The 20373-nt window shown below is 56.3% G+C and carries 18 protein-coding genes; 4 read left to right on the forward strand and 14 right to left on the reverse strand.

Features of this window, described 5'->3' with window-relative positions; translation table 11 throughout:
• Positions 1-103 precede the first annotated feature (103 nt).
• The 12 genes from G583_RS0112110 to glyA form a co-directional block, all read right to left on the reverse strand.
• Positions 104-2215, reverse strand: coding sequence for an acyltransferase family protein (locus G583_RS0112110; protein WP_022871447.1), 2112 nt, complete (start codon positions 2213-2215; stop codon positions 104-106).
• A gap of 169 nt (positions 2216-2384) precedes the next feature.
• The gene (locus G583_RS0112115; RefSeq protein WP_022871448.1) at positions 2385-3491 is read right to left on the reverse strand and encodes a UDP-N-acetylmuramate dehydrogenase; all 1107 of its coding nucleotides are present in this window, start codon (positions 3489-3491) and stop codon (positions 2385-2387) included.
• A 4-nt stretch (positions 3492-3495) separates the two neighbouring features.
• Positions 3496-3963, reverse strand: coding sequence for a MaoC/PaaZ C-terminal domain-containing protein (locus tag G583_RS0112120; protein ID WP_022871449.1), 468 nt, complete (start codon positions 3961-3963; stop codon positions 3496-3498).
• A 10-nt stretch (positions 3964-3973) separates the two neighbouring features.
• Positions 3974-4408 carry an FAS1-like dehydratase domain-containing protein gene (locus G583_RS0112125; protein ID WP_022871450.1) on the reverse strand — a complete coding sequence of 145 codons (435 nt, stop codon included), beginning with the start codon at positions 4406-4408 and terminating at the stop codon, positions 3974-3976.
• 2 nt (positions 4409-4410) lie between these two features.
• Positions 4411-4689, reverse strand: coding sequence for a hypothetical protein (locus G583_RS0112130; protein WP_156832116.1), 279 nt, complete (start codon positions 4687-4689; stop codon positions 4411-4413).
• Between the two features lie 24 nt (positions 4690-4713).
• Positions 4714-5880: an RtcB family protein gene (locus G583_RS0112135; RefSeq protein WP_022871452.1), complete on the reverse strand. Its 1167-nt coding sequence runs from the start codon at positions 5878-5880 to the stop codon at positions 4714-4716.
• Between the two features lie 90 nt (positions 5881-5970).
• Positions 5971-7362: an L-serine ammonia-lyase gene (locus G583_RS0112140; RefSeq protein WP_022871563.1), complete on the reverse strand. Its 1392-nt coding sequence runs from the start codon at positions 7360-7362 to the stop codon at positions 5971-5973.
• 3 nt (positions 7363-7365) lie between these two features.
• Positions 7366-7953, reverse strand: a complete 588-nt coding sequence (locus G583_RS0112145; protein WP_029629560.1) for a sarcosine oxidase subunit gamma — start codon at positions 7951-7953, stop codon at positions 7366-7368.
• A complete protein-coding gene (locus G583_RS0112150; RefSeq protein ID WP_022871453.1) occupies positions 7946-10849 on the reverse strand; it encodes a 2Fe-2S iron-sulfur cluster-binding protein in 2904 nt (967 codons plus the stop codon). The genes G583_RS0112145 and G583_RS0112150 overlap by 8 nt, the downstream gene beginning before the upstream one ends.
• Complete coding sequence (locus tag G583_RS0112155) at positions 10846-11136, reverse strand: sarcosine oxidase subunit delta (RefSeq protein WP_022871454.1); 291 nt, start codon at positions 11134-11136, stop codon at positions 10846-10848. Before G583_RS0112155 ends, G583_RS0112150 begins: the two co-directional genes overlap by 4 nt.
• Positions 11137-11152: 16 nt before the next feature.
• Positions 11153-12370 (reverse strand): sarcosine oxidase subunit beta family protein, encoded by a 1218-nt coding sequence (locus G583_RS0112160; protein ID WP_022871455.1) that lies wholly within the window; start codon positions 12368-12370, stop codon positions 11153-11155.
• Between the two features lie 2 nt (positions 12371-12372).
• Positions 12373-13689: a serine hydroxymethyltransferase gene (gene glyA / locus G583_RS0112165; protein ID WP_022871456.1), complete on the reverse strand. Its 1317-nt coding sequence runs from the start codon at positions 13687-13689 to the stop codon at positions 12373-12375.
• Between the two features lie 159 nt (positions 13690-13848).
• On the opposite strand from glyA, the gene G583_RS0112170 reads away from it, so the two are divergent.
• The 3 genes from G583_RS0112170 (at position 13849) to G583_RS0112180 (ending at position 16928) form a co-directional block, all read left to right on the forward strand.
• Positions 13849-14508 carry a GntR family transcriptional regulator gene (locus tag G583_RS0112170; protein WP_022871457.1) on the forward strand — a complete coding sequence of 220 codons (660 nt, stop codon included), beginning with the start codon at positions 13849-13851 and terminating at the stop codon, positions 14506-14508.
• Between the two features lie 172 nt (positions 14509-14680).
• On the forward strand, positions 14681-16024 hold the full coding sequence (locus G583_RS0112175; protein WP_022871458.1) for an MFS transporter: 1344 nt from the start codon (positions 14681-14683) through the stop codon (positions 16022-16024).
• A 139-nt stretch (positions 16025-16163) separates the two neighbouring features.
• Entirely contained in the window at positions 16164-16928 is a 765-nt protein-coding gene (locus G583_RS0112180) for an IclR family transcriptional regulator (RefSeq protein ID WP_022871459.1), read from the forward strand.
• Positions 16929-16941: 13 nt separating this feature from the next.
• Here G583_RS0112180 and G583_RS0112185 read toward each other — a convergent pair whose 3' ends face one another.
• Complete coding sequence (locus G583_RS0112185) at positions 16942-17922, reverse strand: universal stress protein (protein WP_022871460.1); 981 nt, start codon at positions 17920-17922, stop codon at positions 16942-16944.
• A gap of 88 nt (positions 17923-18010) precedes the next feature.
• Here G583_RS0112185 and G583_RS0112190 point away from each other — a divergent pair, with 88 nt between their 5' ends.
• Positions 18011-19363, forward strand: a complete 1353-nt coding sequence (locus G583_RS0112190) for a Na+/H+ antiporter family protein (protein ID WP_029629562.1) — start codon at positions 18011-18013, stop codon at positions 19361-19363.
• 16 nt (positions 19364-19379) lie between these two features.
• Here G583_RS0112190 and G583_RS17015 read toward each other — a convergent pair whose 3' ends face one another.
• On the reverse strand, positions 19380-20039 hold the full coding sequence (locus G583_RS17015) for a YczE/YyaS/YitT family protein (RefSeq protein ID WP_022871462.1): 660 nt from the start codon (positions 20037-20039) through the stop codon (positions 19380-19382).
• Positions 20040-20373: the final 334 nt, after the last annotated feature.

Below are 20373 nucleotides of genomic sequence, written 5' to 3' on the forward strand. Positions count from 1 at the left end.
TGTTTGTATGTTCGGAGCGTGCCGGGGCTAGCAAACTTCCAAGAGGCAACCAGGTGGACAGTGATGGCCAATACTATTTGTGGAGAGCAGGCACAGCATTGCGTTAGGACGTAAACAGTTCTGGGTAGAGATTCCGTATCTCATGCTCCATGACAGGCGCTAATGTGGTGGCATATTGAGGGGTTATGTGGGAGTTGTCGTACCATACCGCCACGTTGCCCACCACGGCGGAACAAGCCGTATCCGGACCCTGTTCAACGCCGGGACAGATGTATGGGTTCATGTCTATGGTATGTGTCGTTTCAGCTAAATCTTCTGTTTCAATCGGATTGGGACCATGCGCGTCGCCAACCATCCCTCCGCATTCTTCAGGTGGATTTCCTGATGCCAAACAATCTGCGGTCCCGGCAGTTCCTCCTGGACGAATCAGGCCTCGGATCAATAACAGCGGGGTATCCGTTGCCGCAATCTGGTCCCAACGATCCTGAGCACCTTCGGCAAAGCCTTCTTCAGCAGGGCGGCTATACATTTGGGTGCCTGGGGCCACCACAAGATCAATGTCTTCGGATCCCAGGTAGTCCATGAAATTGTCGTTCCACTGGTGGCAGTAATCATTGCCTGGTTGATCCGGTACGCCGGTGAAATTACATCCGGACTTGATTGCCAAAATTACTTCCCAGTTGTATTCACGGCCAAGTGTCCGGAACGTCTGTTCCCAATGTCCTGCATGCGAATCTGGAGCCAATACGATGGTTGCCGATGGATTCTCCGGGACCTCTGGATCTTCACACAGGGTGACTTCATAACTGCCTGGTTCATTTCTTCCATCCTGGCGACAGTCCTGGGTGATGTAATCTTGCTCCACCGCGGCAAGTTCCTCACCATGCGGTTCAAAAGTGTCAACTTCAGGCGCCTGTGGTCCGTCTTCAAGTGTCGTCAAAGCTCCCGGATACGTGTCAGTATCCAGCGTATAGCCAGCCTCTTGAGCTTGGGCTGCTTCCTGCTGTTTCGACATCGTGTAGTTGGCCACGACATTGCTAAACACCAGCATGACAACCAGCCCAACCGCTACCGGTATCGTGTTGGCTCGCTCACCGGGGGCCCGACGGCCCCAGGATTGTATTGGACGTTCCACTAGGTGATTCAACAGCATCGCTAAGACAATTGCCGCCACAAGAATCACCAGACCCCCACGGATACCTACCGCATCACGATCGCGCAGCGCCAGATAGAAAATCAGTAACGGCCAATGCCACAAATACAACGCGTAGGAGTAATCGCCGATCCAATTAAAGATCTTGTTATTGAGTAATTTCGTCACCGAACCGCGTTCAGCCGTTCCATCCTGAGAGGCGGCCAGCAGTACAAATGCCAGTCCCAACAGCGGCCACAGTGCAAGTGGGCCAGGAAACTGTTGTCCCCCGTCAAAAAGAAATCCGGTCGATACGACCATGAAGAGTCCTGCCCAACCCAGGACGAGACGGACTCCCTGTACCAAACGAAGATGGTCTATGACGATCGCTAGTAACCCACCAAATGCCAGTTGCCACAGTCGCGTACTCGTGGCCAAGTACGCTTCGTCTTGCAATTGAGCACCGTAGACAACGGCCCAAAGCATCGAGATCGCTAGCGTGGCGACCAACACCGTGCCGACCCAGAACACAGCCGGTTGATTCCGTTTTCTAGCCAACCAGACGAGCCCGACAATAATAAACGGAATCACCAAGTAGAACTGTCCCTGCACGGACAGCGACCAAAAATGTTGGAACAGCGATGTTTCTGGTCCCGCTGCGTCGTATGATAGCTGGGAATTAATGAGTTCTAGGTTCTCGTAGTACAGCAATGACGCAACCGCTTCGCATAGCATTTGCGTGTGCTGGGTATACGGCAGGATAAACACCCCGGCAATCGTCGTTATCACCACGACAATGGCGGCGGGCGCAAAAATGCGACGAAAGAGCCGGCCGAAATATGCCAGGAAGTTGATTCGCCCGTGGTTCTCCGCAGCCTCTCGCAGCAACATCGCAGTAAATAAGAAACCGGAAACCGTCAGGAAGATGTCGATACCGCCAGAAACGCGGCCGTTTCCGAAAAGGTGGAACAGAACGACACCCAGGATCGCCAGACCTCGAATACCGTGCAAATCTGGTCGGTATTTACGCTGGGGTGTATGCCGTGCGACTCGTGATGCTTGCGATGTCTGCTGCAAGGACATGGACTCAACTCCGAATCGATCTCACAGTGCCGTACTGAACGTTGGGATCAGCCAACTGAGAAAGGCTACTGGGCGGATGGGACTAAATTATCTTCCCAACGAAACATCCGCATGGCAAGCTGAAGGAACACGCTGGCCTCCCTTGAACGCTGTTGTTGCGATCATTGGGCTAAGCGCCCAGTTGCACTCCAATAAGTACCGGTTCCGGTACCAGGTGGATCCCCCATTTTGCGGCCACACCATCACGCACAACGGTAGCGATCTGCACCAAATCTTGGGTGCTGGCAGCACCCCGGTTCGTCAAAGCCAGCGTGTGTTTCGTCGACAGACTTGCGCGACCGTTGACCGTGTTGGGTTCGTCCTGCAGGCCAAACCCCTTATTGAAGCCCGCATGATCGATTAACCAGGCGGCTGAGAGTTTGACCGTTTCGGTGGTATCTCCGGCTTCGTGGTGCGGGAATCGTGGAGCATCTGCTGGCAGGCTAGCCGCCACGTCGATGGGGACGATGGGGTTGGTGAAAAATGAGCCGGTCGACCACGTATCATGGTCGTACGAGTAGAGCACCATACCTTTGGACCCACGCAAGTCCAACACAGTTTGCCGGATTTGTTCCAAGGGGGCGCTTTGTTCGAGTTCAAGATCGAGCGCACGTGCCAACTGCGGGTAGCGAATCGGTGCCGATGTTCCGGTTTTCACGAGCTGGAGGTCTACAGAAAGCACAATCCAACGTGGTGATGCGTGATAAAAGTTCGTCGTGGATGACGCGATGGTGCGTTTGATTATCGAATCGCGGTAACCAAACTCCAGCTCATCACCGGTCAGCGTCACGATGCGGTTGACCTGACGGTCCCAGGCGCGAATGCTCACGAGCGTTTTTGAGATATCCGCCCCGTAGGCCCCGACATTTTGCACCGGAGTTGCCCCGGTTGAACCGGGAATGCCCGACAGCGCTTCGATCCCGGTCAGTCCTTCTGCAACCGACCAGGCTACGACCGCATCCCATTCGTGGCCAGCAGCGATCCGTACATAGACGTATTCCTCGGTTGATTCGAGGATCTCGATGCCTTGAGTAGCAAGGTGCACCACGGTTCCGGGGAAACCTGCATCGGCGACCAACATGTTGGAGCCACCGGCCAGTACCAGAAGTGGTGTGTTGGCAGCATCGGCGTCGGCGATTGCCGTGGTGAGCTGTTTTTCAGTCGAAACAGTGACCCAGGTGGTTGCAGGGCCTCCGACGCGAGCGGTCGTGTGGTTGGCCAGGAGGTTTTCAGGCATGGGGTTAGAGCTGGACCTGTACTTGTGCACGAGTCAGCACGCGCGCATCATCATCTGCCGGGTTGGTGACCGAGAGGTCAACGCGGACGACTCGTGTTTCTTCGTTGATCGCACCAATCTTGGCGGTGACGTTTAGGGCGGCACCCGGATTGGGGTTTTCGAAGGGGCGAGCTGGGTCGAAGGTCTGGGTGGTTTCTACCACCGGAACCATGGCAGAAAAGCGCGTTTGGTAGTCGATGATGGCCGTCGGATCTTCTGTCCATTCGGTGACCACATCAACGGCTAGCCCCATGCTCAGCATGCCGTGTGCGATGACGCCCGGCAGCTCGGCTTGTTGGGCCGTAGCGTCTGACCAGTGGATCGGGTTGAAGTCTTTGGATGCCCCCGCGTATCGGATCAAATCTGCACGATTGATGTCGATGGTGCGGGTGGCGATCACATCGCCCTTGGTCAGGTGTTCGATAGCAGGCATAATAACGTCCTTATCCGCGGATCAGCAGCGTGGAAGTGATCGTGGCAATGGGAGCACGATCAGCGTTGGTAATCTCGGTTGCGGTGGTGAGCAGTCGGTTCCCGGCAAGTTCTTTGGCCGAGGTGACGGTTGCTTGAGCGAATAATTCGTCACCGGCGACCACGGCACGGTGGTGGGTGAAGCGCTGATCGGCGTGCACCACCCGAGAGAAGTCGACTTCTGCTTCTGGATCATTGACCATCAGTGCTTCGGCACGCTGGGCAATGGTCACCAGGTAGGTCGGCGGGGCCACTAAATCTTTATGGCCGGCCGCACGGGCTGCGTCAATGTCGTGGTGCAACGGGTGCATATTTTTGACGGCGTTAGCAAAGTTGCGGATATCTTCGCTTCCGACGTGGTACGGGCCAACGGCGGGATATTCGCGGCCGGTGAGGTCAACAGTCATGTTTAGTCCTTTCCACGCTGTTGGCGACGCTTATTGTCGGCTTCTAGATTTTCTCGGAGTTCTCTGCGGCGTCCGGTCATACGGATAACCTGCGCAACGACGTGGGTTACCAATCCGGTGCCGATGATCACCGCGGCCACGATAGACAGCTGCCGGGTTGAGGTCACACCACCGACTATGGCGGTGATAAAACCGATGCCGAGGATGATCATGCCGGCGATGAGCACCCGCTGATACGTGCGGGAGCCGGTGCTATACGGGTTCTGATCCATCCATGACATAGCTTCTATTATCCACCAGCCGGGCTATTCGCCCTTGACGTTTACGATTTGGCGCAGGGTGTGGCGGATTGTGACCAGATCTTTGGAATCTTCCATGACTTGATCGATTGGTTTATACGCCTGGGGTATTTCATCGATGAATTTATCGGTATCCCGATATTCGATGCCAACCATCGCTTGTCGCAGGTCATCCTGACTGAAGTTGCGTCGGGCTGCTCGGCGCGAATATTGGCGACCAGCGCCGTGGGGAGCAGAATCTAAGGCCTCGGCGTTCCCCTTACCCTGCACAATGTAGGAGGCAGCACCCATGGAACCAGGGATCGACGCCATATCACCATTGCGAGCTCGGATGGCACCCTTGCGCGTTACCCAGACGGTTTTACCAAAGTGTTCTTCTTGCTCCGTGAAGTTGTGATGCGAGTTGATCCGCTGAAGGTCTTGTACGGGTTCGCCTGCCCAGTGCCCTAACTGGTGGTTGACCCGGTCCATCATTTCTTCACGGTTGAGCAGCGCGAAGTGTTGGGCCCAGCGCAGGTGAGCGATGTAGGCGGTGAACTCTTCGGTTCCTTCGTCCAGCCATGCCAGATCTGGGTGTGGCAACTGGTCATCAGCCTGGTGTCGCAGGCCCTTGGCGAGGCCAATGTAGTGGGTCGCAATTTTATTACCGATACCGCGTGAACCGGAGTGCAAGAAGGTCCAGACCTGTTCGTGTTCATCGACGCAGACTTCAATGAAATGATTCCCACCGCCCAGTGTGCCCAGCTGTACCCGCCAGTTTTTGTCAAACGCATCGGGGTCAACATCGTTCTGCAGTGCGAGTTCTTCAAGTTCGTCAACGCGAGGTTTTGCGGTGGATAAGACCTTGCGATTGTATTTTCCGGCTGAGACCGGGATAGCACGCTCGATCTCTTGGCGTAGTGTGCGCAGGTCTTTGGGTAGGTCGGCCAAGCTAAATTGTGTTTGGACAGCGATCATGCCGCAGCCGATATCAACGCCGACGGCAGCGGGCATGACCGCACCCAGTGTTGGGATGACAGATCCAACGGTAGCTCCGTACCCCAGGTGCGCATCAGCCATCAGCGCTACGTGTGGGTAAATGAATTCGAGTTCCGCTGATGTCACGGCCTGTTGGCGAGTTTGGTCCTCGAGCATTGAAGCCCAAGAAACTAACCGATCGTTGAGACGTTCCATATGGCTGCAGTGTAGTCGAGAACCGCTAAGACAACGAGACACAGCAGCCGGCCCGAAACGTTTCGGGCCGGCTGCTGTTGGTGAGTTTTGCTAGCACTCTGGAATGGAAACTGCGACGGCCAAACCGCCGCGTGAGGTTTCCTTGTACTTGTCCATCATGTCTGCTCCAGTGGCACGCATCGTTTCGATGGCTTCGTCGAGGCTGACTTTATGGGAACCATCACCGTGTAAGGCAAGCCGTGCCGCGTTGATCGCTTTGACCGAGGCAATCGCGTTGCGTTCGATACAGGGAATCTGCACGAGTCCGCCGATCGGGTCACATGTCATGCCCAGGTTATGTTCCAGCGCTACTTCTGCGGCATCCTCGATTTCCACCGGGGTACCGCCCATTACTGCGGCCAGGCCGGCTGCAGCCATGGCGCATGCTGAACCGACTTCACCTTGGCATCCGACTTCGGCTCCCGAAATGGACGCCTGTGTCTTAATGATGATGCCGATGGCGCCGGCGGTCAGCATGAACTCCACGATTTTGTCGTCGGTGACGTCATCAAGGAATCTGCTGTAGTAATGCATGACCGATGGAATGATCCCAGCGGCCCCATTGGTTGGTGCGGTGACTACCCGTCCGCCCGAAGCATTCTCCTCGTTGACGGCGAGTGCATACAGGTTGATCCATTCGATGCCGCGCAAGGCGTCGTTGGTGTCACCGGTGCGCTCCGACGCGCCGCCTTCGGTGAGCTGCTTATACAGTTTGGGCGCCCGACGGGTCACTTTCAACCCACCGGGTAGTGTGGTTTCGGTCCGTTCAATACCGGACTGCACGCAGTCCTGCATGACCTGCCAGATGTGCAAGATCTCGGAACGAATCTCTTCTGGCTCACGCCATAGGATTTCGTTCTCCCAGGTCAATTCTGCAATTGATTTGCCTTGCTCCTTGCACATGGCCAACAGTTCAGTTGCGTTGCGATAATCGTGTTTGACTTCCAGGTCGGAGGTCAAGGGTTTATCGAGCTCTTGTTCGGTTACCACGAATCCACCACCGATGGAGTACGAGATTTCCGAAGCCAGTTCCTGACCGTCGGCACCAAATACCGTGGATTTCATGCCGTTGGGGTGTCCCGGCAGTGATTCCTTCAGGTTGAGAATGACATCTTGTGTTCGATCAAAATCGATAGTTTTCTTACCGGCTAGCTCCAGAGTTCCAGACGTTTCGACACCGGCAATAATGTCATCGACTTGTTCGGGCACAATCGTGGCTGGATCATGTCCAGCGAGTCCAAGGATCACTGCGGTGTCGGAGTGGTGCCCAACACCGGTGGCGCCCAACGAACCAAAGAGTTCGACTTTGGCGCGCGTGGTGGCCGCGACGGTATCGGCGTCCAGTCCGTTGATGAACTGGGCCGCTGCCCGCATGGGACCAACGGTATGGGACGACGAAGGTCCCAAACCAACAGAGAACATGTCCAGCACACTTAATGCCATGGGTTACACCTCCTGGTGTGAAAACTCGATCATCGCGTCGAGCAACCAGCTGACCACGTGGTCAGCAAATGAAGTGCGGGGTGCGATCCGCCAGGTGAATTCGCCAACTTTCCACAAAATCACAGGTGTTTGTGCGATTTCGGTGGCGTAGGCCTGGTTGACCTTCCAGGTTCTTGGGTGCAGATCCAGCGGGCATGATTTCCGCAGTACCAGCTCAGATGCTGGACCGGAGATCTCGATGAACGCGCGGTTCGCAGAAAGATCCAAGACCTGACCTGAGTGGTCACCCAACACCTTCGTCAGGGTTTCTGCCAGACCGGAGTCTGGTTCGTTGACCGCTAAGAACTCGTCCGGCGACAACCACAGCACGGCTGTGGAGTCGACGTCACCGACGACGTCACCAACGCGCTCTGGGAGTCCGCCCAGGTGAGTTTCCAGTGCCGCATAGCCCGCTGTTCCGGGTTCGGCGCGCAGGCCTACCTGTGTGGTGAAGCGTACTTCTCGGATGGATACTGCAGACCCGGAAGCCTGTTCCATTTCTTGTGTTCGATTGACCAGCGGCGAGCGCCGCAGTTCTTGTACATCAGCCATCGCGACGTGCTCCTTGTGGATCGTAGAGAACAGTTGGCCCAATCTTCATGGTGACGATCTCGTCGCCCACGAGAGCCTTGAGGGATTCTCCTTCACGGGAGAAACCATTTTTGATCAGGGCAAGCCCGAAGGTGCGCCCCAGGTTTGGTGAGTCGTAGGAAGCCGTGACCCAGCCTTCTTGTGCAACCGGCCCGGCGGCAATATCAATCGGAGTATCCATGGCCACCAGTGCTTCGCCTTCTTCGAGGCGGAAGGTTGGATCATCCGGTAGGACCGAAACGAGCTGCTTGCGGTCTTCGCGCACGTTATCCGCACGTGAGAATGAACGCTTACCGATGAAGTCCTTGTGTTTGGCAAGGATCCATTCGAGGTTGGCGTCTTGCGGGGTGACGGTACCGTCGGTTTCTTGTCCGACCACAATGAGACCTTTTTCAGCACGCAGCACGTGCATGGTTTCGGTGCCATACGGGGTGATGTCGAATTCCTTACCGGCCTGAGCGACGGCTTCCCAGACGGCTAGGCCGTACCAGGATGGTATCGCAATTTCCCAGGCCAGTTCACCGGAGAACGAGATACGGCTGACGCGTGCGGCAATACCCGAGTCCAAGGTGATGTCACGGAATTCCATGAATTTGAAGCCCTCTGCCGAGAAGTCCTCGGTCGTGGCGAGCTTGGCCATCACGTCGCGGGATTTTGGCCCAACAACCGCGATGGTCGCGTACTGTTCGGTCACCGAGGTGGCATAGACGTCAAGTTCTGGCCACTCGGTTTGCAGCCATTCCTCGACCCACTCCATGACATCTGCAGCACCCGAGGTGGTGGTGTGCATGAAGTAGCGGTCCTCTTCCAGACGTAAGGTCACACCGTCGTCGAAGATCATGCCGTCTGCAGACAGCATGACGCCGTAGCGGCCCATGCCTTCTTTGAGCTTGACCCACCCGTTGGTGTAGAGCCGGTTGAGGAACTCTGGGGTGTCTTTACCACGCAGTTCGATCTTGCCCAGTGTGGTGCCGTCGAACATGCCAACCGAGTCGCGTGCTGCCGCTGATTCGCGGTAGACGGCCTCGTCCATGGTTTCGCCGGGTTTCGGGTAGTACCAGGCACGTTTCCATTGGCCGACATCTTCAAAGACGGCTCCGGCGGCCACGTGTGCATCATGCATTGGTGTGGTGCGGGCTGCTTCGAAAAGCTTGCCGCGGCGACGACCGGCCAGTGCGGCAAAGCCAACAGGCGTAAACGGCGGACGGAAGGTCGTGGTGCCAATTTCTTGGGGATTGTCGATCCCCAGGATCGAGGCCATGACACCGATGGTTGGGACACCGGAAGTTTTGCCCTGATCAGCACCGGTGGAGATCGAGGTGTACCGCTTGACGTGTTCAACCGAGCTCATGCCCGCACCGGTGGCGCGCAGCACATCGGCAACCGTCTGATCACGCTGCAGATCAACATAGTGGCTGTTGTAGTGTTCAACTTCAGTGCCATCAGGTGACGGTACCAACCACAGCGGTTCGACCGGACCGTATGGGCGGTCGATCGCGCGCGAAGCCTCTGCCTGTGTTGGGAAACCTGCAGCCGTTGCCGCTGCGGCACCCGCTGCGGCACCCGAGCTCAGTGCGGTGGCGGTCGAGTATTTTCCGGTCAACGAACCGGCCAGGTGCATGTCCTCAACGGAGTCCACGGCCACGAAGCCCTGGCGCTGTTCGTCCCAATCAATGCGACCCTTGCGTCCCGAATGGAGGTGAACGACCGGTGACCAGCCACCCGACACTGCCAGAGTATCGACTTCCAGGCGCTGCGACTTACTGAAGTCGACTTCACCGTTGATCGGGGCCACGGTAATGGCGTTGAGCTGATCGTCATCATCAATGTGGGTGTCAACGACTGCCGAGCCTATGAGGACATTGACCCCGTTGGCTGCGGCCTGCTGTGCAGCCGGCGAAGCGGTCGACCGTGAGTCGACAACGGCGACGACTCCCCCGGTTTCTTGCAGCTCGTGGACCAGCGGGTAGACCGAATCATTCGTTGTGAAGACAGCGATCCGTTTGCCGGCACGAACAGCATAACGGTTCAGGTAGGTGCGAACCGCCGAAGCAAGCATGACGCCCGGGCGGTCGTTGTTTTTGAACACTAGGGGGCGTTCGTGTGCACCGGTGGCCAGTACGACCTGCTGAGCGCGCACATGCCAAATGCGTTCCCGGGAGATGCCTTTACCCGGGTGTTCATCGAGCGTATGGGTTCGGCGTTGTGCAGCAATCACGTAGTTGGAGTCATAGACACCGGTCACGGTGGTACTGGAGAGGACCTCGACGTCGTCGTTGGCTTTGAGCGCTTCAACGGTGTCGGCGATCCACTGCGGGGCGGCAACGTCATCGATGGATTCGTATGGGCTATCCAGCAGGCTACCGCCGGTCCAGGGTTTTTCGTCCATCAGGATCACGCGAGCACCGGATTTCGCCGCGTTGGCAGCCGCGGAGAGGCCAGCCGGGCCGGCTCCGACCACCAATACATCGGTGTGGACGTGAACGTGGTCGTAATAAGCCTGGTCCTCGGTGGGGTCAAGCGTACCAAGCCCACTGAGTTTGGTGGCTTCTAACCCGTTGGTCACCGGAACAGTGGTGGACGTCATCATGGATTCTTCGACGTCGCCTTTGTGGCGTGGTGACAGATGCACCAGCGAGTTTGGCTCTTCGACTCCGGCGGCAAACACACCGCGTGGACGGTCGAAGTACAGGGAGTTGGCGGCCGTTTTGAAACCTGAAGCCAGCATCGCCGAGGCTACGGTGTCGCCACGCAGAGCACGGGATTGTTTGCCATCGACGACAAGATCCACCTTGTCGTTGTGATCAACGACGGCGTATGGTGCCTCGTCGACGGGTAGACGGTAGGAGTTCGTCACTGGGTACCTCCGGATACATTCGGGCGGGCCGAGCCTGCCGGGTAGGTGGCTTTGAATTGGTAAGTGAGGGTGTCACGGACGGCGTTGAACCATTTGCGGCATCCGCCGTTGTGTACCCACCGTTCGGCGAAATCGCCCTTGGGGTTATCACGGTAGAACAAGAATTCGGCCCATTCGGCGTCCGAAAGCGCATATGGGTCTTTCGGATAGGCGATGTGGGCTTCACCCCCGTAACCAAATTCGGTTTCATTTCGTGGCCCGCAGTACGGGCAATCAATAAGCATCATGGCAATTGCCTTTCGTTTAGTGGGCCACGGCAGCTGCGCCGTGTTCGTCAATCAGGTGACCGGTTTCGAAGCGCTCAAGACCAAATGGTGCGTTGAGTTCGTGCGGTTCGTCATGAGCAATGGTGTGAGCCAGCGCGAAGCCTGCACCCGGTGTGCCCTTGAAACCACCGGTACCCCAACCACAGTTGACGTACAGGCCACCAACTTCGGTTTTACTGATGATTGGTGAAGCGTCCGGGGTGGTGTCCACGACGCCGCCCCAGGTACGCAAGACGTGAGCGCGAGCAAAGATGGGGAACAGTTCGACTGCCGCTGCCATTTGCTCTTGAATCACGTGGAATGCGCCGCGCTGTCCGAATCCGTTATAGGTGTCGATACCTGCACCCATCACGAGTTCGCCCTTATGCGCCTGCGAAACATAGACGTGGATGTGGTTTGACATGACCACGGTTGGGTGGACCGGTTCGAACAACTCGGAAACCAGTGCCTGCAGTGGGTGTGACTGGATCGGCAGTTTCACCCCGGCCATTTCGGCCAACTGGGTAGAGTGTCCAGCACCACACAGCGCAACCTGACCAGCCAGGATCTTGCCGCGAGTGGTCTCAACACCGGTGACTTTGCCGCCCTCGACCAGGATGTCGGTGACCTCGGTGTCTTGGATGATGTCGATGCCAGCGTTATTCGCTGACCGTGCCAGTGCCCAGGCAACATGGTCGTGCTTGGCGATGCCTGCGCGTGGCTGATAGGTCGAGCCCATGATCGGGTAACGGATATTGTCCGATGTGTTAATGATCGGGCAGACTTCTTTGACCTCATCTGGTTCCAGCCATTCGGAGTCCACGCCATTGAGCCGGTTGGCGTTAACACGGCGCTTGGAGTCGCGGACTTCGGAGACGTGGTGGGCCAGGTTCAGCACACCGCGCTGAGAGAACAAGAAATCGTAGTCGAGTTCCTCTGGGAGTTCTTCCCACAGTTTCAGCGAGGTGTCATAGATATTTGCTGATTCGTCCCAGAGGTAGTTGGAACGAATAATGGTGGTGTTGCGGGCCATGTTGCCGCCACCGAGCCAGCCTCGTTCAATGACCGCGACGTTGGTGATGTCGTGACGTGAAGCCAGGTAGTGTGCGGTTGCCAGCCCGTGGCCGCCCGCGCCCACGATGATCACATCGTAGGAGGACTTGGGCTCCGGATTATTCCACAGGAAATCGGGGTGCTGTGGTAGTAGTTCTGCCATGGTTACGCTCCGAACGGTTCCAGGTTTGGGTACAGTGGATGAGCATCGGCAAGCGCTTCGACGCGCTTCGCTAGCCCAGGTAGGTTTTCGCGGTTCCCGGTCGCACCGGCAATCAAAGTCAACGCGATGATGTCGGCGACCTCGGCAAAGGCTTCGGCACCAAAACCACGTGTGGTCAGCGCCGGCGTCCCAATGCGCAGACCAGAGGTTGTCATCGGTGGACGTGGGTCCCACGGAACGGCGTTACGATTCACGGTGATCTCTACTTCTTGCAGCAGATCTTCACCTTGTTTCCCGTCAAGTTCTGAGTTTCGTAGATCGACCAGCACCATATGTACATCTGTGCCACCGGTCAGGATAGAGATCCCGGCTTCAGTGACATCTGGTTGCGACAACCGTTCCGCCAGAATATTGGCACCTTCGAGTGTGCGACGCTGACGCTCTGCGAATTCCTCTTCGCCAGCAACCTTGAAAGCAACGGCTTTACCAGCGATCACGTGCATCAACGGGCCGCCTTGCTGTCCAGGGAAGACCGCCGAGTTCACCTTCTTGGCGATCTCTGCGTCATTGGTCAAAATGATGCCACCGCGTGGGCCGGCAAGAGTTTTGTGAGTCGTTGAAGTGGTCACGTGCGCATGTGGGACCGGGGAAGAGTGGAGACCAGCTGCGACCAAACCCGCGAAGTGCGCCATATCCACAAACAGGTATGCGCCGATTTCGTCGGCAATTTCACGGAAGCGAGCGAAATCGAGCTGCCGCGGGTAAGCAGACCAACCGGCAACGATCATCTTCGGTTGGTGTTCACGTGCCAGACGAGCGACCTCGTCCATATCGACTTCGTATGTTTCTTCGTCGACCGAGTACGGCACGATGTTGTACAAGCGGCCTGAAAAGTTCAATTTCATGCCGTGCGTGAGGTGACCGCCGTGAGCAAGGTTCAAGCCCATGACGGTATCGCCGGGACGAATCAATGCGTGCATGACGGCGGCGTTTGCCTGAGCACCCGAGTGCGGTTGGACATTTGCGTATTCGGAGCCGAAGAGACTCTTCACTCGGTCAATGGCCAAACGCTCTACGGAGTCGGCGTGTTCACAACCCCCGTAGTAACGGCGCCCGGGATACCCTTCAGCATATTTATTTGTCAGAACCGAACCCTGGGCCTGCATTACAGCCAACGGGGTGTGATTCTCTGACGCGATCATTTCGAGACCACGTTGTTGACGAGTGAGTTCCTGGTCGAGGAATCCAGCAATTTCTGGATCAAGTTCCACCAAATCCTGCGTCAGAGAGGCAGAAACCTGCGAGGTAATACTAGTCATGCAACTTCCTTCAAAATTTCTGAACGACACTTGATATATCAGCTACCGATCACAGAATATGGTGCTCGTCACAGCAATGTCAAGCAGATCACATAAAATTTTTGAAACGCTGCAGTTTTGCTTCTTATAGTGCACAATGAGATCAACGAAAGGACATGAATGACCACGTTGCACAGCGTTGACTCCACCAGCGAATCCCTCTCATCGCGCGCCTACCGCGTCCTGCTTGATCGGCTAATCATGCTGGACATCCAGCCGGGCGAGCCGATCATGGAAAAGCAGTTGGCCGAAGAGATGGGGGTTGGTCGCACGCCCCTGCGCGAAGCACTGAAACGCCTCGAGTCCGATCACCTCGTGGTGACATACCCGCGCCGCGGAACCTTCGCCAGCCAGGTCGATGTCACGGAACTGGCGCATGTCTCCGAAATTCGGCAGGCACTCGAGCCGCTCGCTGCCCGACGTGCCTCAGAAGCTCAGGGTGGCGCCATGCGCGAACAGCTCCTGGAAGTTCTCGTGAGCCTCAAAAGCCTGAGCCCGAATCAATCACAGCGCGACCTACTGTCCTACGACCTCTCAGTCCACCGCATGATTTATAGCGTGACACAAAACGATCACCTATCCGAAACACTCATACGCCTAGACAATATCGCCACCCGCATCTGGGCCGCGCTTTCGGATCGCCTCCCGTCGCTACACGAGCACATCATCGAACACACACAGCTCATCAAGCACATCGTGGCTGGCGAGGCGGATGCGGCGGAGCGAAACGCAGCCGAACACGTCGAAAACTTCTACTCCATGGTTCGCGAGGCACTCTAGTCGCACCGCCCCGGTCGCCACAACCCGACGCCCGGGCCGCAAATACACCCGAGCCCGGCCCCCAGACCGACAAGCGGGCACCCACCGAGCCCTTGACTGTGACCTGAGTCACCGCATATGGTTGTGCAACATCGTTGCGATGAACGCAACATTCTCAGGAAGGCGGTGCACCATGCCCCACCCAGACTCTCAACAGGAGCTCGGCCCCACTCTTTCCGGGCAGGAAAGAACGCATCCCACAGGTATCGGCCCAAAAGCGCGACGCAAAGTAATCATCGCCAGCTTCATTGGGAACTTCGTCGAGTGGTTCGACTACGGAGCATACAGCTATCTTGCAGTCGTGATTGCTGTAGTATTTTTCCCTTCAGATAATCTCACCGACGGTCTCGTCTGGACCTTCGCACTCTTTGCAGTCTCTTTCCTCGCCCGCCCAATCGGTGGTTTCATTTGGGGACACATCGGAGACCGCGTCGGGCGACGCACCGCCCTGGCCTGGTCGATTTTAATCATGTCGGCATCCACAGTGTGTATTGGTCTGCTGCCGGGCGCAAGCCAGATCGGCATATGGGCACCAGCACTGCTACTCGTCTTCCGCCTCATGCAGGGATTCAGCGCATCGGGCGAATATGCCGGCGCTTCCGCCTACTTGGTCGAATACGCACCTGAAGGCAAACGTGGCATCTACGCCGCAGTCGTTCCGGGATCAACTGCCGCAGGCCTCCTCTTTGGCTCGCTCATGGCAACCGTACTCACAGCAAACCTGTCAGATGCTGACATGGAATCGTGGGGTTGGCGCTTGCCGTTTCTGCTAGCCGCGCCCCTGGGACTGATCGGTGTTTATATTCGTCGCAAACTTGAAGACTCTCCCGTGTTCCAAGAAATGGCTCAGGAAGACGAAGTCATCGAAGCACCAGTGTGGTCGCTTTTCCGCGATCACTGGCGTGCACTGGTACGTGCAACAGCCGCCGTGCTTCTTAACGCAGTAGGGTTCTATGTAATTTTGACATACATGCCCACCTACCTGTCCCAGACTGTGGGCTTAGACCCAACCCTGGCAAACGTCACAACCACTGTGTCACTCGTGACATACATAGGCTTCATCTTCCTTACCGGATACCTGTCAGACAGGTTTGGACGTCGGAAAATTCTCATGAGCGCATCGGTCCTGTTTATTCTGTTCACAGTTCCCGCGTTTATGCTTCTGGGCACCGGGAGCATTGTAGTGATTCTGTTAGTCCAGATTCTTCTCGGCGCGATGCTGACACTTAACGATGGAAGTTTGGCCAGCTTCTTGGCAGAGAACTTCCCTACGAAGGTTCGCTACACCGGCTTCGCGGTTTCCTTTAACGTTGGCAACGCAGTATTTGGCGGCACGGCTCCAGCGATTGCCACGCTATTGATAGCGACTACAGGCAGCTCGATTGCTCCGGGTTGGTACCTCATGGGTGCAGCCGTGATCGCATTAATCGCAGTAGCCCTGTCTCCAGAAACCAGCCACAAGCCCCTGAAAGACTAACCATCCGCCTGCTGCGTCGGGGTGGCGTATTCGTCCCGCCCGACGCAGCAGGTTTTTATTGCACCATGGAGCCACAGAATGAACTACGTCAGATTTAATAGCGTAAGATCCAAACAGGCTCATTCAGAAAGGAAGCACCGTGAGTTCACCTCGCAACTCTGTTGTACACAATGTCGTTGATGTGCTGCGTTGCTTCTCTACAGGCGAGCCCCTGGTCGGCGTCACCGAAATTGCTCAACAGGTTGGCTTACACAAATCTTCTGTTTCTCGACTCCTCACCACGTTGGAGTCAGAAGGCTGGGTCGAGCAGGAACCGACCACGAGGAAATATCAGCTAGGACTGGGCCTCATCGCGATAGCCGGCCCACTCTTAGCTAACCTCAACGTGCGCAAAGTCGCTCACCCGTACCTGCAACAACTGGCGGCGCAGACCAGAGAGACGACCGTCCTGGCCATATGGGAAGACTCCGCGGCGGTGACGGTAGAACAGATCGCCTCTGATCGGACCGTTAAACATACTTCACCACTGGGGTCCCGCTACTACTCAACCGGCTCCGCCACCGTGCAAATCTTTCTGGCCGATATGGAACCGGATACAGCCACGGCGCTGATAGAAAGTGGCCACATCCGCCTACAGGAAGGCTGGACCGTGACCCAGGCCAGACAACGACTCGCCGACACCCGCGAGCGCGGTTACGCCACGAACCTTAGTGAGACATTTGAAGATGAAATTGGGATCGCAGCACCGGTCTATGATCACCGCCGGAAAGTCGTTGCGGCAGTCTTGATCGCAGCCCCCGCATATCGCGTCGACGAACACACCACCGAGCGACTCCTCGAACAATGTCTTGCCACCGCCGCAACCATTTCAACGCGCTTGGGAAGTCCTGACGCGGCGCAATAACCCGTGCGGCGAGCTACTGAGTTCTTCGCGTTTGAGGGACCACTAAGACCGGCGCGACGGCGCGGTTGAGCACGGCTTGGCTGATAGAGCCGAGCAGGAGCCCGGTAAATCCACCACGACCGCGGGTTCCCACCACCACAAAGTCAGCTGTTTGCGACGCCTCGGCGAGCACATCAGCAGGATGGGCATCATAAAATCGCCATTCGACCGGCACATCAGTCTGACTGGCGACTTGGGCCGTCACAGCTTCCAGCTGCGAGGCAACTTCGCGACGCATATCGGGTATTTCTGCTCGATATATCGGTGACACTGGAATCCATAAGCTGCCGCTCAACGGTTCCGCGGCCACCAGAATGAGCTTCAGCCCGTGATCTTGAGCATAACGCGCGCCATGCAAAGCCGTTTCGACCGGCTCGGCATCGACGTCGATACCCACCACGACACTGTCCCGAAAAACCGTGGCGTCCTCGATGCCATCTGCCGTAATCACACCGGTCTCTGCCCAACCAGGACTGTCAGGCATCTTGGCGTACTGCGCCTCAGGAAGTTCCTTAGCATCATACTTGGCCGGCACAATAAGGCTTGGACAACGAGAGTGCGCCGCAACTGACGCAGAAACACTCCCCAGGAAGCGACCTGCAAAACGGCTTCGGCCACGCTTACCAACAACAACTAATGAGGCGACATCCGAAGCTTCAATCAAAACCCCTGCAGCATCGCCTTCTGATGCCACCGAGGTCACCTGGACGCCGGTCCCCTCGGCTCGTGCAACAAAGTCTTCGAGTACGTGTTCAGCCTGTTTCCGTGCGATGCCGTACACGTCAGCTGGAATATATTCGTAACCTGGCTCAGTAAAGGCCGCCACGATCTTCACCTCACGCTGATGCAGTTGAGCTATAGACAACGCAAAATCGAAGGCTCGCTTACTATTTTCCGACCCGTCAACGCCGACAACGACGTGACCTGACTTCCCATTACCCTCTACGTGTTCCATGTCACCATGATACCAAGGTTTGATTTAATATACTCAAAACCACAAATAAAATCGATCAATCGCACGAAGTGGTCTATGCTTGTCGATCGTGAATGCTGTAGTTATTGCCGTAGCCGTCATGCTGTTGCTGGCCCTGTTACGAGTCCATGTTGTCATCGCCCTCTTCATCGGCGCACTCGTTGGCGGCCTCGCGGCCGGAATGGGCATAGAGGCCACAATGCTGGCGTTTCAGTCCGGTCTGGGAGATGGTGCGAAGATCGCGCTTTCGTACGCTCTACTCGGAGCGTTCGCCATGGCGGTAGCTGCATCCGGCTTACCGAAGGTTCTGGCCGATACCCTTATACGAAAATTGGACTCTGATGCTGAGCAGGCTTCTGAAAAGGTTGTTAAAGTAACGGCCTACCTATTGATCATCGGCATATTGGCGATGTCCATCATGTCCCAGAACCTTATTCCCGTGCATATCGCTTTTATCCCCTTGCTTATCCCGCCGTTGTTGTCAGTGATGAACCGACTGAAGCTTGATCGGCGCCTGATCGCTTGCGTGCTCACATTTGGTTTAGTCACCACATACATGACCCTGCCTGTCGGGTTCGGCAAAATCTTCTTGGAAGATATTTTGCTCAGCAACATCGAAAATGCCGGGCTAGCCACCGATGGCATCAACATCATTCAGGTCATGGGCATTCCAGCCATGGGTATGGTTCTGGGCCTCTTGGTTGCCATCTTCGTAAGTTACCGTAAGCCGCGCCAATATGAGGACCGCCCAATTATCGGTGGCACGACCACAGAGCCTACACCCACCCGCTACAGCGTGATCATGTCCTTAGTCGCCATTGTCGCAACATTTGCGATTCAGCTCATTGTGCAGTTCAGCGGTTCTGAAGCCGATGGTCTGCTCTTGGGTTCTCTTGTGGGACTGGGGATCTTCCTCATTTCTGGTGTGGTGAAGTGGAATAAGGCCGACGATGTTTTCACCGCTGGTATGCGCATGATGGCGCTTATCGGCTTTGTGATGATTTCTGCACAGGGATTCGCAGCGGTTATCAACGAATCGGACCAAGTCGAACCCCTCGTTGCGGCCGTCCAGCAGTTCTTTGGTGACAATCAGGCCATGGCCGCGCTCGCCATGTTGATCGTCGGACTGATCGTCACGATGGGCATCGGTTCATCATTCTCGACGCTGCCAATTATTGCGGCTATCTATGTGCCACTTTGCGTCTCACTCGATTTCTCGGCAATGGCCACCATCGCTTTGATTGGCACCGCAGGTGCACTCGGCGATGCTGGATCTCCTGCCTCCGACTCCACGCTGGGGTCAACGGCCGGACTTGCCGCTGACGGCCAGCATGACCATATGCGCGACACCGTCATTCCCACGTTCATTCACTACAACATCCCACTCACCGGCGCAGGCTGGGTTGCGGCAATGGTCCTCTAAGGCAGCCAACAGGGCACTACTCGCCTACCGCTTTGCCACGCCCGCGGCCACTGCCCAGGCGCTTATGCACTGCACTGATGAGGCGAATGACTAACCCCACGCCAAACGCCGCAAAAACCGTCCCCTCGCGCACCCCTTCTAGTCCACCTAACAGCACTAACGAGGCGATGACCGCGAGGATGACTAAGCCCCAGTCAAAGACCATCTTGATCGTCCCAAACGAGATGTTTTGCAGAACAAGCGTCAGGGTAAATACAATCCCGTCACCCGGAATATATGAGAGTCTGGGCTGCGTCTCTATATACACACCAAGCGCGACCAAGACGACTCCTACCAGCGTCCACACCCACTGCATAAAGTAACTGGTGGGATCTATCCAGCTGGTCAAGTACATCCCAAAATCGGCGAAAACACCGAACACGAGGGTAATGGGGAGCTGCACTAATTGGACCTTTGGGAACTTTCGCCGCAAAATCAAGACTTGCATGAGAAAGAACATCAAGTTGAATAGTGTCAAATAGCTGCCCACAGTCAAAGGTGTTGCAAACGACAGCACTGTGGGCAACGAAGCTATGGGTGAGGTACCAAGATTGGCTCTTACGGATATCGCGATACCCAAAGCCAAAATAAAAATGCCAACGGTAAATACGGCGATGCATTGGAGCTGACGTATCACAGAGGCCGCACCGCCGTTTCAACCCCTGGAAACCCTCGCCCGAAGGGCCAAACCACCGCGCATCCTTTGCAGATATAACTCACCATATTCTCAATTTCCAAGCCCCTATAAGGCGGTGCTGTCAGTCAGCACCATTTCGAATGTATCAGAGGTTCGAGAAGACTCAATTGGCAGCGGCCCCGGAAAAATTGTGATGTTGTCATGCTCGCGTTACAACTGGTGTGCTAAGAAGTGAAAGAGAGCACCGTTCCTGTTATCTTGAAGTCACTTTTTGGCGACGCATAAGATGAGATTGAACGGCGCTTAGCCCATCCATGACCCCGAGAGCTCAATT

The organism is Yaniella halotolerans DSM 15476, from assembly GCF_000420805.1.
Lineage (GTDB): Bacteria > Actinomycetota > Actinomycetes > Actinomycetales > Micrococcaceae > Yaniella > Yaniella halotolerans.

Bases quoted from the DNA above. Each gene is read 5' to 3' on its own strand.
- G583_RS0112155 (WP_022871454.1), bottom strand. From the start codon at position 11,136: ATGATGCTTATTGATTGCCCGTACTGCGGGCCACGAAATGAAACCGAA.
- G583_RS0112130 (WP_156832116.1), bottom strand. From the start codon at position 4,689: ATGTCATGGATGGATCAGAACCCGTATAGCACCGGCTCCCGCACGTAT.
- glyA (WP_022871456.1), bottom strand. From the start codon at position 13,689: ATGACTAGTATTACCTCGCAGGTTTCTGCCTCTCTGACGCAGGATTTG.
- G583_RS0112120 (WP_022871449.1), bottom strand. From the start codon at position 3,963: ATGCCTGCTATCGAACACCTGACCAAGGGCGATGTGATCGCCACCCGC.
- G583_RS0112175 (WP_022871458.1), top strand. From the start codon at position 14,681: ATGCCCCACCCAGACTCTCAACAGGAGCTCGGCCCCACTCTTTCCGGG.
- G583_RS0112185 (WP_022871460.1), bottom strand. From the start codon at position 17,922: ATGGAACACGTAGAGGGTAATGGGAAGTCAGGTCACGTCGTTGTCGGC.
- G583_RS0112115 (WP_022871448.1), bottom strand. From the start codon at position 3,491: ATGCCTGAAAACCTCCTGGCCAACCACACGACCGCTCGCGTCGGAGGC.
- G583_RS0112170 (WP_022871457.1), top strand. From the start codon at position 13,849: ATGACCACGTTGCACAGCGTTGACTCCACCAGCGAATCCCTCTCATCG.
- G583_RS0112145 (WP_029629560.1), bottom strand. From the start codon at position 7,953: ATGGCTGATGTACAAGAACTGCGGCGCTCGCCGCTGGTCAATCGAACA.
- G583_RS0112110 (WP_022871447.1), bottom strand. From the start codon at position 2,215: ATGTCCTTGCAGCAGACATCGCAAGCATCACGAGTCGCACGGCATACA.
- G583_RS0112160 (WP_022871455.1), bottom strand. From the start codon at position 12,370: ATGGCAGAACTACTACCACAGCACCCCGATTTCCTGTGGAATAATCCG.
- G583_RS0112140 (WP_022871563.1), bottom strand. From the start codon at position 7,362: ATGGCATTAAGTGTGCTGGACATGTTCTCTGTTGGTTTGGGACCTTCG.
- G583_RS0112135 (WP_022871452.1), bottom strand. From the start codon at position 5,880: ATGGAACGTCTCAACGATCGGTTAGTTTCTTGGGCTTCAATGCTCGAG.
- G583_RS0112125 (WP_022871450.1), bottom strand. From the start codon at position 4,408: ATGACTGTTGACCTCACCGGCCGCGAATATCCCGCCGTTGGCCCGTAC.